Origin of the sequence: Pseudomonas fulva (assembly GCF_023517795.1) — a bacterium.
Lineage (GTDB): Bacteria > Pseudomonadota > Gammaproteobacteria > Pseudomonadales > Pseudomonadaceae > Aquipseudomonas > Aquipseudomonas fulva_D.
This window is the reverse complement of record NZ_CP082928.1, coordinates 3,658,695-3,671,404: the sequence shown is the minus strand read 5'-3', so window position 1 is coordinate 3,671,404 and position 12,710 is coordinate 3,658,695. Positions and strand designations below refer to the sequence as shown.

At 67.2% G+C, this 12,710-nt stretch carries 10 protein-coding genes; all 10 read right to left on the bottom strand.

Annotation, left to right across the window (positions count from 1 at the left end; genetic code table 11):
* Positions 1–29 precede the first annotated feature (29 nt).
* Positions 30–1,031 (bottom strand): chemotaxis response regulator protein-glutamate methylesterase, encoded by a 1,002-nt coding sequence (locus K8U54_RS16745; protein WP_249906872.1) that lies wholly within the window; start codon positions 1,029–1,031, stop codon positions 30–32.
* Complete coding sequence (locus K8U54_RS16740) at positions 1,028–3,313, bottom strand: hybrid sensor histidine kinase/response regulator (RefSeq protein WP_249906871.1); 2,286 nt, start codon at positions 3,311–3,313, stop codon at positions 1,028–1,030. The genes K8U54_RS16745 and K8U54_RS16740 overlap by 4 nt, the downstream gene beginning before the upstream one ends.
* The gene (locus tag K8U54_RS16735) at positions 3,310–3,990 is read right to left on the bottom strand and encodes a chemotaxis protein CheW (protein ID WP_249906870.1); all 681 of its coding nucleotides are present in this window, start codon (positions 3,988–3,990) and stop codon (positions 3,310–3,312) included. Before K8U54_RS16735 ends, K8U54_RS16740 begins: the two co-directional genes overlap by 4 nt.
* On the bottom strand, positions 3,980–5,227 hold the full coding sequence (locus K8U54_RS16730) for a CheR family methyltransferase (protein WP_249906869.1): 1,248 nt from the start codon (positions 5,225–5,227) through the stop codon (positions 3,980–3,982). Before K8U54_RS16730 ends, K8U54_RS16735 begins: the two co-directional genes overlap by 11 nt.
* Positions 5,224–5,730 (bottom strand): chemotaxis protein CheW, encoded by a 507-nt coding sequence (locus K8U54_RS16725; RefSeq protein WP_249906868.1) that lies wholly within the window; start codon positions 5,728–5,730, stop codon positions 5,224–5,226. Before K8U54_RS16725 ends, K8U54_RS16730 begins: the two co-directional genes overlap by 4 nt.
* Before the next feature lie 4 nt (positions 5,731–5,734).
* Positions 5,735–7,357: a methyl-accepting chemotaxis protein gene (locus K8U54_RS16720; protein WP_249910459.1), complete on the bottom strand. Its 1,623-nt coding sequence runs from the start codon at positions 7,355–7,357 to the stop codon at positions 5,735–5,737.
* A 199-nt stretch (positions 7,358–7,556) separates the two neighbouring features.
* Positions 7,557–8,285 (bottom strand): tellurite resistance TerB family protein, encoded by a 729-nt coding sequence (locus K8U54_RS16715; protein WP_249906867.1) that lies wholly within the window; start codon positions 8,283–8,285, stop codon positions 7,557–7,559.
* A gap of 175 nt (positions 8,286–8,460) precedes the next feature.
* Entirely contained in the window at positions 8,461–10,173 is a 1,713-nt protein-coding gene (gene recJ / locus K8U54_RS16710) for a single-stranded-DNA-specific exonuclease RecJ (RefSeq protein ID WP_249906866.1), read from the bottom strand.
* A 209-nt stretch (positions 10,174–10,382) separates the two neighbouring features.
* Positions 10,383–10,925, bottom strand: coding sequence for a YaeQ family protein (locus tag K8U54_RS16705; protein WP_249906865.1), 543 nt, complete (start codon positions 10,923–10,925; stop codon positions 10,383–10,385).
* A gap of 102 nt (positions 10,926–11,027) precedes the next feature.
* Positions 11,028–12,671 (bottom strand): glucan biosynthesis protein D, encoded by a 1,644-nt coding sequence (locus K8U54_RS16700; protein ID WP_249906864.1) that lies wholly within the window; start codon positions 12,669–12,671, stop codon positions 11,028–11,030.
* Positions 12,672–12,710: the final 39 nt, after the last annotated feature.

The following is a 12,710-nucleotide window of genomic DNA, read 5'->3' as shown; positions in this document are numbered from 1 at the left end:
GCGGGTCTGCGTGGGTGCCAGTTAGTCTATCAGCCAAACAGCTCGACGATACGCGGTGCAATGCGCTCCAGTGCAAGTATCTCCCTGGCCGCCTGCAACTCGGCGGCGGCCTTGGGCATGCCATACACCGCGCAGCTGGCCTGGTTCTGCGCGAGGGTGGCAAAGCCGCGGCTGCGCATGTTCTTCAGGCCCTGGGCGCCATCACGGCCCATGCCGGTGAGCAGCACGCCGATGGCCTCGCCCGTCCAGTGCTCGACCAGGCTGTCGAAGAACACGTCGATGGAGGGCCGGTAGACATGGCTGCGCGGCTCCTCGGTGTAGGTCAGGGTGCCGTTGCGCAACAGGCGCATGTGGTTGTTGGTACCGGCCAGCAGCACCACGCCGGGCTGCGGCTGCTCGCCATCGCGGGCCAGGCGCACCGGCAGGGCCGACTCACCGGCCAGCCAGTCGGCCATGCCGGCGGCGAACACCTCGTCGACATGCTGCACCAGCATCACCGCCGCGTTGAAATCGCGGGGCAGTTGCTTGAGCAGCAGGGCGAGCGCAGCCGGCCCGCCGGCCGACGCGCCGATCGCCACCAACCGGCGCGCGGCCGAGGCGCTGGGCGAAACGGATGCAACACTAGCCTTGCGATTGCCGCTCTGACCGATCAGCCAGCCGATGTTCTGGATTTTGCGCAGCAGCGCTGCCGCGTCACTGCTCTCGCCGGCCAGTGACGGCGTGTTGACCGCATCCAGGGCGCCATGGCCCATGGCCTCGAACACGCGATTGACGTACTGCTCGATATCCACCGAAACGATCAGCACCGCGCAGGGTGTCTGGGCCATGATCCGCCGCGTCGCCTCGACGCCGTCCATGACCGGCATCAGCAGGTCCATCAGCACCAGATCCGGCGTGTCGGCCTGGCAGCAGGCCACGCCTTCGGCCCCGTCGCCCGCCACCCAGGCGATACGGTGCGCCGGCTCCTGGGCCAGGGCGCGGCGGATGGCCTCGACCGCCAGCGGCATGTCATTGACGATCCCTATCCTCATTCGTGGGGTTCCCCGACCAGGTCAACCACGGCGTCGAGTAACGCCTCGTCATGGAAACTGGCCTTGGCAAGATAATAGTCGGCCCCGGCATCCAGGCCACGCCGGCGGTCCTCTTCGCGATCCTTGTAGGACACCACCATCACCGGCAGCGACTGCAAACGGCTGTCACGGCGCACCAGGGTGACCAGTTCGATGCCGTCCATGCGCGGCATGTCGATATCGGTGATCAGCAGGTCGAAGTGCTCGGCGCGCAAGGCGTTCCAGCCATCCATGCCATCCACCGCCACGGCGACGTCGTAGCCGCGCGACAGCAGCAGCTTGCGCTCCAGTTCGCGCACGGTCAGCGAGTCGTCGACCACCAGCACGCGCTTGCGCTTGCTGCCGGCCTGCTGCCGGGCGCTGCGGTCGACCCGCTCCAGGCGACCGCTGCCCAGCAACTTGGCCACCGAGTGGAGCATGTCCTCGACATCGAGAATCAGCACCGGGGTGCCGTCGTCCAGCAGCGCGCCGGCGGAAACGTCCTGCACCTTGCCCAGGCGCGGGTCCAGGGGCATCACCACCAGGGTGCGCTCACCGAGGAAGCGCTCGACCACCAGGCCGAACAGGCTGTCGCGGTCGCGGATCAGCACCACCGGGATACCGTTGTCGCTGGGCTTGCCTTCCGGGCGCTGGAGAATCTGGCTGGCGGCGATCAGGCCGACGTGCTGGCCTTCGCTCCAAAAATGCTGGCGGCCCTCGAGCTGGACGATGTCCTCGGCCTGCAGGCGGGTCATGCGTTCGATATGCGCCAGGGGCAGCGCATAGGCCTCGCCGCCCACCTCGACCACCAGGCTGCGTACCACGGACAGGGTCAGCGGCACCTCCAGGTGGAAGGTCGAGCCCTCGCCCTGGCGCTGCTGCATGCGCACGCCGCCACGCAGCTGGCGCACCATGTGCTGCACCGCATCCAGGCCGACGCCACGACCGGACACCTCGGTCACCTGGTCGCGCATGCTGAAGCCGGGCAGGAACAGGAAGGCCAGCAGCTCGTCCTCGGTCAGTTGCTCGCCGGTCTGCTCGGTGGCGAAGCCGCGCTCGATCACCGCCCGCCGCAGTTTCTCGAGGTCCACGCCGCCGCCGTCATCGCGCAGTTCCAGCAGCAGCATGCCGGCATGGTGACGGGCGCGGATGAGGATCTGCCCTTCGGCCGGCTTGCCCTGTGCCAGGCGCCGCTCGGGCGTTTCGATGCCGTGGTCCAGGGCATTGCGCAGCAGGTGCGTCAGCGGTGCTTCGAGGCGTTCCAGCACGTCGCGATCGACCTGGGTGCCCTCGCCCTCGACCACCAGGCGCACCTGCTTGCCCAGGGCCCGCGACAGGTCGCGCAGCATGCGTTCCTGGCCGGCCAGCACATCGGCGAACGGCCGCATGCGCGAGGCCAGTGCGGCATCGTAGAGGGACTGGGCACGCTGCCCGCCCTGCCAGCCGAAGTCGTCCAGGTCGGTCATGTGCTGGGCCAGCAGTTGCTGGCACTCGCCGAGCGCCTGGCGGGTTTCCAGCAACATGGCCTCGGCCTGGGCATCCACCGCGCCCTTGGGCAGCGCCTCACGGGCGACGTCCAGCGCGCGGCGGGCGGTGGCCTGCAGGCGTTTCAGGCGCTGCAGGCTGTCGCCCAGGGGCTTGATGCGCTGGAACTCCACCAACGATTTGCTGGAAATATCCAGCAGGTGATCGAGTCGCTCGGCGCTGACCCTGAGAATCCGTGCCCGGCCCTCGCCGCCCGGCTCGCTCGCCTCCTGCCTGGCGGACGTTGGCGCCACCGGTGGTTCGATCACGGGCGCTTTGACTGGCGGTTCGGTGCTGGCCGTTTCGGCAACAGGCGCCTTGACCGGCGCCGCCGGTGGCACCGGGAGTCCCCGCGCCAGCGCCCCCAGGCGCGCCACCAGCGCGTCGATAGCCGGGTCGAGCACGCCGGGCTGCGCCGGTGGCGTACCGAGGCCGAGCAGCAGATCGGCGCCTTGCAGCAAGGCATCGATATGTTCCGGACTGAGCAGCAGACGACCTTCCTGGGCTTCGACCAGGCAGTCCTCCATCACGTGGGCAACCTTGACCCCGGCGTCCAGCCCGACGATACGCGCCGCGCCCTTGAGCGAGTGGGCCGCACGCATGCAGGCCTCCAGGCTGCCGGCATGCCGCGGGTCGCGCTCGAGCACCAGCAGGCCGCCGTTGAGCACCTGGGTCTGGGCCTCGGCCTCGAGCTTGAACAGCTCCAGCAGCGACGCGTCGCGCATCTGATCGGGGGTCATCCGAGACTCCTGGCGATGGTCTGCTGGACGATCTGCTCGTCGAGCAGGGTCACGCTACGGCCTTTCCACTGCAATACGCCTGCGGCGAAGCGGCGCCCCACCGGCGCACTGCCGGCGCCCGACTCGACGATCTGGCCGAGGGCGATCGCCTCGATGCCCTCGACCTCGTCGACCGGGATCACCACCGGCCCGTCAGCCAGGTTGAAGATCAGCATGCGCGGCACCACACGCCGCTCGCTGACCGCCTCGCCGCTATCGAGCCCGAGCATTTCGGCGAGAGAAAAACAGGCCACCAGGGCGCCGCGCACGTTGGTCACGCCGATCAGCCCCACGGAACGCTGGTGCGGCAGCGAATGAATCGGCGTGCTGGCGGCGACTTCGCTGAGCGCCCGGGTCGGCAACGCCAGCCAGGCATCGCCAACGCGGAACAGCAGCAGCGACCGACGCTCGCCGCTGTCCTGCTCGCCCCACTCCTCCTCGGGCTGGGCGTCGTCGCGCTGCAGGGCGAAACGGTCGAGCAGGCGGGTGGCCAGCTCGGCATGCACCTCGCAATTACGACAGTGGATATGCCTGGCCAGGCGCTCGCAGGACTTGTCGCCCTGTACGCCGATGCGGTTCCAGCAGTCGTCGACGGCGTCGCGTTCGGCGTCGCTCAGCGGCAGCAGACTATCGCTCATTGCGGCTCACTCCACGGTCCGCACGCTGTTGCAGGCGCCTGGCGCCGGCCAGATCGCCCCGGGCGGCGAGCAGCGCCGACAGGTGCGCCAGGGCCTCGGCATGGGTCGGCGCCAGGTACAGGGTCTTGCGGTAATAATCCTGGGCCTCGCTGCTGCGACCGGCCACATCACTGAGCAGGCCCAGCCAGTAGAAGGCCTGGGCGGTCGGCCCATGGCTGGCCAGGTAGCGCTCGCAGGCAGCGCGGGCTTCATCGCTGCGCCCGGCATTGGCAAGGGCGGCGATTTCGTCCAGTGCGGTATCCGCGCCGCCTACCGCCTGCGCAGGCGCTGCCGCCGGGGCGCGCCGCACCGGCGCAGTCGCCCTGGCGGCGGGGGCCGCCACGGCCGCAGGCCTGGGCCGCGTGCCGATGCTCGGTACGGGCTGAACCGGCGTGCTGGCGGGCCGCGGGGCCTGCCGACGGAATACGAAGGCCAGGGGGATGTTGAGCGCCCGCATGCCGATCTGGCTGAACAGGCTGGCTTCGGCCGGGCCGATGAACAGTGCGCCGTCGTCGCGCATCAGACGCTGCAGCACCGCCGCTACCCTGTGCTGGGTGGGCCGATCGAAATAGATCAGCAGGTTGCGACAGAACACGAAATCATAGGGGGCCTCGCCGGCCAGCAAGCCGGGGGCCAACAGGTTGCCGGCCAGCAGGCGGACCTTGCGCCGCACCTCGCCGCGCAGCTCGAAGCCTTCGGCAGTCTCGGCGAAATGGCGGTCGCGAAAGCCCAGGTCATCGCCACGAAAGGAGTTGCGGCCGTACAGGGCACGCTCGGCGCGCTGCAGGTTGACCTCGCTGATGTCCATGGCATCGATGCGAAAGCCATCGCCAGGCAGGCCGGCATCCAGCAGTGCCATGGCGATCGAATAGGGCTCCTCGCCGGTCGAGCACGGCAGGCTGAGGATGCGCAGCGGCCGGGCGCCAGCCAGCTGCGTGCTGCGCTCGCGGGCCAGGTTGGCGAGGGCGACGAAGGATTCCGGGTAGCGGAAGAACCAGGTCTCCGGCACAACCACTGCCTCGACCAGCGCCTGCTGCTCGCTGGCCGACGCCTGCACCTTGAGCCAATAGGCATCCTCGCTGGCACAACCGAGGGCCGCGACCCGCTGGCGAACCGCACGCTCGATCACCGCCTGGCCGACCGATTCGGCATCCAGGCCGATCAGGCCGTGCAGCAACTGCTCGAAGCGCGCGTTCATCGAGCGCCCTCCGCGTACAGCAGTTGGCGAACCGGTTCGTCGAGCAGATCGGCAACCCGCACCCACTGCACCAGGCCCTGCTCGGACTTGAGCACCGGCCCCAGATAACGGGCGTCCGCCAGGGCGACGCCGCTGTCCACGAAGGCCTCGGCAGGGCTGCGCAGGGTATCGCTGGCCTGCTCGAGAATCAGGCCCAGCCAGCGCGCCGGTTGATCGCCCTGGGGCCTGTAGTGCACCACCACCAGCCGGGTGCTGGTGCGCACCACCGCGGGCTGGCCGAGCGCCTGGGCGCTCAGGTCGATCACCGGCACCGGCGTGCCGCGAAACACGAACAACCCGGCGACCCACTCAGGCGCAGCGGGAATCTGCTTGAAGCGGCGCAACGGCAATACCTCGACCACCTCGTGAACGTCCAGGCCGTAACGGTCGCTGCCCATGCTGAACAGCAGGAACAGTTGCCCCGGGTTACGCCGCCCCGGCGAAGGCCTGCCTGGCTCGGCCATCGGTTCAGACCTTGAAGCGGCTGACGCCGGCGCGCAGACCGTTCGCCACCAGGTTGAGGTCGTCGATGGAGGCGCTGGCCTGGCGCAGCGACTCGACGGTCTGCGACGACGCCTCGCTGAGCTGCACCAGGGCCTGGTTGATCTGTTCGGCACCGGTGGACTGCGCCTGCATGCCTTCGTTGACCATCAGCACCCGCGGCGCGAGGGCCTGCACCTGGTGGATGATCTGCGCCAGTTGCTCGCCGACCTGGCCGACCTCGGCAATGCCGCGGCGCACTTCTTCGGAGAAGCGGTCCATGCCCATCACCCCGGCCGACACCGCCGACTGGATCTCGCGCACCATCTGTTCGATGTCGTAGGTGGCCACTGCCGTCTGGTCGGCCAGGCGCCGCACCTCGGTGGCCACTACCGCGAAGCCGCGGCCGTATTCGCCGGCCTTCTCGGCCTCGATGGCCGCGTTGAGCGACAGCAGGTTGGTCTGGTCGGCGACCTTGACGATGGTGGTGACCACGTGGTTGATGTTGCCGGCCTTCTCGTTGAGGATCGCCAGCTTGGCGTTGACCAGTTCGGCGGCGCTCATCACCTGGTGCATGGTGTCTTCCATGCGCGCCAGGCCCAGTTGCCCGGCGCCGGCCAGGGTCGAGGTCTGCTCGGCGGCCCCGGAGACCTCGGTCATGGTGCGCACCAGGTCCCGCGACGTGGCGGCGATCTCCCGCGAGGTGGCGCCGATTTCCGTGGTGGTGGCGGCGGTTTCGGTGGCGGTGGCCTGCTGCTGCTTGGAGGTGGCGGCGATCTCGGTGACCGAGGTGGTGACCTGCACGGACGAACGCTGCGCCTGGGCGACCAGGGTCTTGATCTCCTCGGCCATGCCGTTGAAGCCGGTTTCGATGGCGCCGAACTCGTCGCGGCGGCCGAGGTTCAGGCGCGCGGTCAGGTCGCCACTGGCCAGCACCCGTAGGGTGTCGACCACCTGCTGCACCGGGCGGGTGATCGCCTGCATCAGGAAGTAGCCACAGACGAACGCCGCGACGATCGCCAGCAGCACGGAAACCGCCATGCTCAGCTCGGCGCGGTTGACCGCCGACACGATGTCACCGGCCGACGCGTAGGCCATGTCGCGGTTGAGCTCGATCATCGTGGTGAGCTGGGTGCGGCCCTCGTTCCAGGTATCGGTGAGCGCACCGTTCAGCTCCGCCCTGGCCTCGGCCTGGCGCCCCTGCGCGTACAGGTCCAGCACTTCGGCCTGCTGCAGCAGGAACAGCTCGCGGGTCTTTTCGAAGGCCACCAGCGCGTTGCGCTCGGTGTCGTCGCGCATGGTGGCGCGGTAATCGACCAGGGACGAGTCCAGCTTGTCGCTGGCGCCCTTGACCAGCTGCTTGTCGGCATCGGTAAGGCTGTGCTGCTCACGCAAACTGACCTGGACGATGGTCTGGTGGAACATGTCCGTCCAGGCGCTGCGTACCTGGGTGATATGGAACATGCCCGGCATGGCGTCGTCCAGCAGGCGGGTGGCACCGTCCTCGACCTTGAGCAGACGCTCGAAGGAGGCGGCGGCCATCAGCAGCATGATGGCGATGATGACCGCAAAACTTGCCTGGATACGCTGGCGAACAGTCCAGTTCTTCACATTCAACCCCATTGCCGATATTCCTGATCCAGCCGTAGGGCAGCGCCCGCAGCTCATGCTGCCGGACTCTAGGGGCGTTGCGTGTGCAGCGCAAGCGAGACCGGGCCTATGTACTGTAGAACAGGCGCCGGGTCATAGAGGGCGAAGAAGGTCGGCGGCTGCCGGACGGCGCGTGGCCGTCGGCAGCCGGGTGCGGGGGTTACTGAAGATCCTGGCGAACCTGGGCTTCCAGCTCGGCCTTGAGGGCGGGGTCGAGCTTCAGGTGGCGGGCCAGCTCGTCCAGGTAGGCGCGCTCCATGAAGTGCTCCTCGTCGACCATCAGCACACTGGCCACGTACATTTCCGCGGCCATTTCCGGGGTGTTGGCGGCGCGCGCCACATCGGCCGGATCCAGCGGCTTGTTCAGCTCGGCGTGCAGCCAGTGCTGGGTTTCAGTGTCGCTGGCCAGCTTGCTGAACTCGCCTTCGATCAACTCGCGCTCGCGCTCGTCGACATGGCCATCGGCCTTGGCCGCCGCCACCAGCGCCTTGAGAATGCTCTGGCTGTGCAGCTCCACTTCGGCCGCCGGCAGACGATCAATCGTCTGAGGCTCGCCCTTGGGCGCGCCCGCCTGCTTGGCCTGCCAGTTGCCGTAAGCCTTGTAGGCGATCACGCCGAGCGCGGCCAGGCCGCCATAGATCGCCACCTTGCCACCGACCTTGCGTACTCGCTTGTTGCCCAGCAGCATGGCCAGGGCCGCGCCGCCACCGGCGCCCTTGAGCATCGAGCCGATGCCGCCGTTGTCGCCCTTGCCGGCGCCAGCGGCGTTGCCGCCGAGCAGGCCGCCCAGCGCACCACCAAGCCCGGAAGAGGACTTGCCAGCGGTTTTCTGTTGCAGCAATTCCTGCCCGGACTTCAGCAGTTGGTCGAGCAAGCCGCGCGTATTCATGGAGTTCTCCAATGGTTCAGGAACGGACGAATCTACTGGGAAGCCGGGCCGTCGTCGGTTACAGATTGCGTCAGGATATTGCGCGCACGCACCCACGCCTCAAGCCTCGTCGAATAGACAGGCTTGAAGCTGGCTCCGTTCAAACCTGAACCAGCAGGGAATTTTTATCGGCTTGCTAGCGCGGGGCCAAGTGGGAGATCAACAACTGCACCGACTCCTGGCCGCGGAATTCGTTGACGTCCAGCTTGTAGGCCAGCTCCACCCAGCGCACGGTCGGGTTGGGCCACACCTCGCGGTCGACGCCAAAGGCGATGCCGTCCAGCTGCAGGCTGCCGCATTCGCTCTTGAGCACCACCTTGAGGTGGCGCTCGCCGACGATGCGCTGCTGCACCAGCTGGAAGGCGCCGTGGAACAGCGGCTCGGGGAAATGCTGACCCCACGGGCCGGCGTTGCGCAGCTCGCGGGCCAGGGGCAGGTTGAATTCGTCGATGCTCAGCACGCCGTCGGAAAGCAGGCGGCCGGTCAGGTCGTCCTCGCAGAGCTGGCGACGCACTTCTTCGTCGAAGGCCTTGGCGAAGGTCTCGAAGTGCTCGGCCGGCAACGACAGGCCGGCGGCCATGGCGTGGCCGCCGAACTTGCTGATCAGCCCTGGATGGCGCGACGCCACGGCGTCGAGCGCATCGCGGATATGAAAGCCCGGTACCGAGCGCGCCGAGCCCTTGAGCATGCCCTCGCCGGCATCGGCGAAGGCGATGGTCGGGCGGTGGTAGCGTTCTTTCAGGCGCGAGGCGAGGATGCCGATCACCCCCTGGTGCCAGTCCGCTTCGAACAGACAGAGGCCGAACGGCAGGTTTTCCACCGGCAGGTCCTTGAGCTGCGCCAGCGCCTCGCGCTGCATGCCCTGCTCGATGGCCTTGCGGTCCTGGTTGAGCTGGTCGAGCTGCACGGCCATGTCGCGGGCCAGGGCTTCGTCCTCGCAGAGCAGGCACTCGATGCCCAGGCTCATGTCGTCGAGGCGCCCTGCCGCGTTCAGGCGCGGGCCAAGAATGAAACCCAGGTCGGTGGAGGTGATGCGCCCATGTTGCTTGCCGGCCACTTCCAGCAGCGCACGCAGCCCGGGGCGGGCGCGACCGGCACGAATACGCGCCAGGCCCTGGTGCACCAGGATGCGGTTGTTGGCGTCCAGCGGTACCACGTCGGCCACGCTGCCCAGGGCCACCAGGTCGAGCAGTTCGCCCAGGTTGGGCTCCACTCGCTCGGCCGTGAACCAGCCCAGCTCGCGCAGCCGCGCACGCAGCGCCAGCAGCACGTAGAAGATCACCCCGACGCCGGCCAGGGATTTGCTCGGGAAGCTGCAGCCCGGCTGGTTGGGATTGACGATGGCGTCGGCCGCCGGCAACTCGTGGCCCGGCAGGTGGTGGTCGGTGACCAGAACCTTCAGCCCGGCCGCCTTGGCAGCGGCCACGCCGTCGATGCTGGAGATGCCGTTGTCCACGGTGATCAGCAGTTCGGGCTCGCGGCTCAGCGCCACGGCGACGATTTCCGGGGTCAGGCCATAGCCGTACTCGAAGCGGTTGGGCACCAGGTAATCGACATGGGCGGCGCCCAGCATGCGCAGGCCGAGCAGCCCGACGGTGCTGGCCGTGGCGCCATCGGCGTCGAAGTCGCCGACGATCAGCATGCGCTGACCCTGGCGCAGACCTTCGACCAACAGCTCGACCGCCGCCTCGATACCCTTGAGTTGGGTAAACGGAATCAGCCGCGCCAGGCCCTTTTCCAGTTCCACTGCCGAGAGCACCCCGCGTGCGGCATAAAGGCGGGTCAACAGGGGCGGCAGGTTGCCCAGGTCGGGCAGTGAGGCGGGAAGCGGGCGGGACTCGATACGCATGAAAATCAACTTCTATTCATTAGAGCCTGCTCACGATCTGTAGCTGACGTAGGGTGGACAACGCTTTTTTTGTCCACCCTGGCAATTGCAGAACGGTGGACGGATGAAGCGTCGTCCACCCTACAAGGCCGCTTATACAACTTTGCCAGCAAAGTCGATGAACAGGAGACCATAGATAGTGAACAGGCTCTTACAGTAAAACGAAAGACTCAGAAACGCTCGCCTGTCAGCCACTCGACCGGAATCTCGTGCTGGCCGCGCTCGTCGGTGACGAACAGTTCGCCGTCGCTGATCATCACGCTCCAGCTCAGCGAACGCGGCAGATCCTGGGACAGTTCGGCCAGGGCCTCCTGGCCCAGGGAGACGACGTTGATGTTCTTCAGGGTGCGCACCGGGTCCAGGCACTTGGTCTGCCAGACGCGCAGGTTGCCGTAGGCCACCAGGCTGAATTTCTCGGTGCGCCGCGAGCACCAGGTGATGCGCTCGCTGTCCGGCTGGCCGACTTCGATCCAGTGCAGCACACGACCATCCAGGCTCTTTTCCCACAGCGCCGGCTCGTCGACGTCCGACAGGCCACGGCCAAAGGCCAGGTGTTCCTGATAGAACAGCGCATAGGCGATCAGCCGTGCAGCCAGGCGCTCCTCGGTTTCCGAAGGGTGGCGGGCCACGGTGAAACGCAGGCTTTCGTAGATGCTGCGATCGATATCGGTGAGATTGAGATCGATCTTGTAGGTCGTGGACGGCAGGGCCATGGCGCGCTTCTTGAAATCTGGAAAAGTGCGCCAGTCTATCAGGCCGGCCAGGAGCGTGGGCAGAGCGCCGCCCAAAGGAGGCGCCTGCCACGGGTCAGGCGGTCAGGAATCGCTCTTCCAGTCAGGGTAGCGGCGCTCGGCCGGCGCCGGCGGGAAGTACTGGTACAGCCAGGTCTCGCTGAGCACTTCCTTGTTGTCCACGCGGCGCAGGTAGGCGCGCATGTTCACCGGTTCGACGCTGTCGCTGGTGGGGAACCAGTCGAACTGTGCGCGGAAGCCTTCCACCTCCGGGTACAGGGCCAGGATGCTGAAATCCTTGGCCTCGCCGTGGGACGCCTCGACCACCACCTCGACCTGGGCCTTGGCATCCATCTTGGCCAGCGGGCCGCCCGCGAAATCGATGGCGAAGCGCCGTGCCCAGACCTTCGGCCAATGCTCGCCCGGCGCCCAGCCGAGGGTGAAGCCACCCATGCCGGAACGGGTGGCATGCACCTGGGCCAGGGTCGGTTTCACCGGCGGCAGCGCGGCCCAGTACAGCTTGTAGCCGAAGTTCAGCGAGGTGCCGGGCTCGATCGGCTGCTTGGGGTTCCAGAAGCAGACGATGTTGTCCATGGTTTCGCCGGTGGTGGGAATCTCCAGCAGGTCGATGCTGCCCTCGCCCCACTGGGTGGTCGGCTCGACCCACAGGCTCGGACGGCGGCTGTACCAGACCACGGTGTCCTGGTAGGACTTGAAGTCATGGTCGAACTGCACCAGGCCAAAGCCCTTCGGGTTGGTGTCGGCGAAGGCGTTGAACTGCAGTTTTTCCGGGTTGTTCAGCGGCCGGCAGACCCACTCGCCGTTGCCGCGCCACATGGACAGGCGATCGCTGTCATGGATCGCCGTGGCGATGAAATCGCACATGCGCCGCTCATGGCCGCCGCAGGAGAACATGCTGGTCATCGGCGAGATGCCCAGCTGCTTGATGGTCTTGCGGGCGTTGATATGGGCATCGATATCCATCACCACCTGCTTTTCCTGGCAGTCGATATCGAAGCGGAAAGCGCCGGTGGCGCTCGGCGAGTCGAGCAAGGCGTAGAGCACGAAGCGGGTCGCATCCTTGTCCGGCGTCTCGAACCAGAACTCGGTGAAGTCGGGGAACTCTTCCGGGGTATCGGTAAAGGTGTCGATCGCCAGGCCCCGGGCCGACAGGCCGTACTGGCCGGTGTTGTCCACCGCACGGAAATAGCTGGCACCGAGGAAAGAGACGATGTCGTACTTGGCGATATTCGGCTGCTTGAACACCTTGAGGCCGGCGAAGCCCAGGTCGCCCTTGAGCTGCGATACATCCACGCCACTCTTGCCGTACTCGAACAGGTCGGGGCGGAAATGCACCTCACGGGCCTGGCGGCTCTTCGGGTCGACGGCGTGCATGCGCACCGGCTGGCGAAAGCCCATGCCAACGTGGAAGAACTGCACATCCAGCTGGCCGTCCAGTTCGTTCCACAGCGAGTGGGCCGGGTCGTACTGGATGGCGTTGAACTGCTGGGGCGTCAACTTGGCGAGGGTCTCTGGCAACACCTCGGCGGTACTTTGGTAAGCCCTGCCGGCCATGCGCTTGGCGCGAGCCTGCAGTTGCTTGAAATCGAAGGGCTCGGCTTCGCCGTCAGCGGTCTTGGCGAAGCTGTGCAGGCTGAACAGGCTGGCCGGCAGGCCACTGGCGGCGGCCAGCATCATGGAGGCTTTGAGAAGGTTACGTCTATGCATGGGCATCCCGGAATCGATAAGGAGTCTGCACGCCGCCCC

Coding starts and splice junctions, on each gene's coding strand:
- K8U54_RS16745 (WP_249906872.1), bottom strand. CDS start 1,031: ATGAGGATAGGGATCGTCAATGACATGCCGCTGGCGGTCGAGGCCATC.
- K8U54_RS16740 (WP_249906871.1), bottom strand. CDS start 3,313: ATGACCCCCGATCAGATGCGCGACGCGTCGCTGCTGGAGCTGTTCAAG.
- K8U54_RS16735 (WP_249906870.1), bottom strand. CDS start 3,990: ATGAGCGATAGTCTGCTGCCGCTGAGCGACGCCGAACGCGACGCCGTC.
- K8U54_RS16730 (WP_249906869.1), bottom strand. CDS start 5,227: ATGAACGCGCGCTTCGAGCAGTTGCTGCACGGCCTGATCGGCCTGGAT.
- K8U54_RS16725 (WP_249906868.1), bottom strand. CDS start 5,730: ATGGCCGAGCCAGGCAGGCCTTCGCCGGGGCGGCGTAACCCGGGGCAA.
- K8U54_RS16715 (WP_249906867.1), bottom strand. CDS start 8,285: ATGAATACGCGCGGCTTGCTCGACCAACTGCTGAAGTCCGGGCAGGAA.
- recJ (WP_249906866.1), bottom strand. CDS start 10,173: ATGCGTATCGAGTCCCGCCCGCTTCCCGCCTCACTGCCCGACCTGGGC.
- K8U54_RS16705 (WP_249906865.1), bottom strand. CDS start 10,925: ATGGCCCTGCCGTCCACGACCTACAAGATCGATCTCAATCTCACCGAT.
- K8U54_RS16700 (WP_249906864.1), bottom strand. CDS start 12,671: ATGCATAGACGTAACCTTCTCAAAGCCTCCATGATGCTGGCCGCCGCC.